This is a genomic window from Pseudoalteromonas sp. S1610, assembly GCF_005887465.1.
GTDB classification, from domain to species: Bacteria; Pseudomonadota; Gammaproteobacteria; order Enterobacterales; family Alteromonadaceae; genus Pseudoalteromonas; species Pseudoalteromonas undina.
The window spans coordinates 1-333 of the sequence record NZ_PNDI01000159.1 but is presented as its reverse complement, the minus strand read 5'-3'; the positions used below and the strand labels follow the sequence as shown (position 1 = coordinate 333).

Below are 333 nucleotides of genomic sequence, written 5' to 3'. Positions count from 1 at the left end.
CCTTGAGGTGGTGCGATGCAACTAGCCCCGCCTAAACCCTGCAATTGCTGTCTAAGCGATGGATAGGTTCGGACTTCCAAACGAATACCAAATGCCTTGATCGCCAAGCTCAGTATGATTAGAACGAATAAAAGCGGCAGGGAACTGCACTACACATTGTGATAATAACGCGATAACCATTCCATTGAGCATATTACCTGAGGCACGAAAATCAGCAACAATACAAAGTTGCACACCTATTCCATCCCAACTTAAGCCCATTACTTTAATACACTGAGCCCCAATAGTAAGAACGTAATTATTAACCTGAATAAAAATAGGAACTAATTAATA

At 41.4% G+C, this 333-nt stretch carries 1 protein-coding gene; it reads right to left on the bottom strand.

All coding sequences use genetic code 11. The features are described 5' to 3' along the window. Window positions 1–51: 51 nt before the first annotated feature. Window positions 52–234, bottom strand: coding sequence for a hypothetical protein (locus tag CWB77_RS18210; RefSeq protein WP_249931454.1), 183 nt, complete (start codon window positions 232–234; stop codon window positions 52–54). Window positions 235–333: the final 99 nt, after the last annotated feature.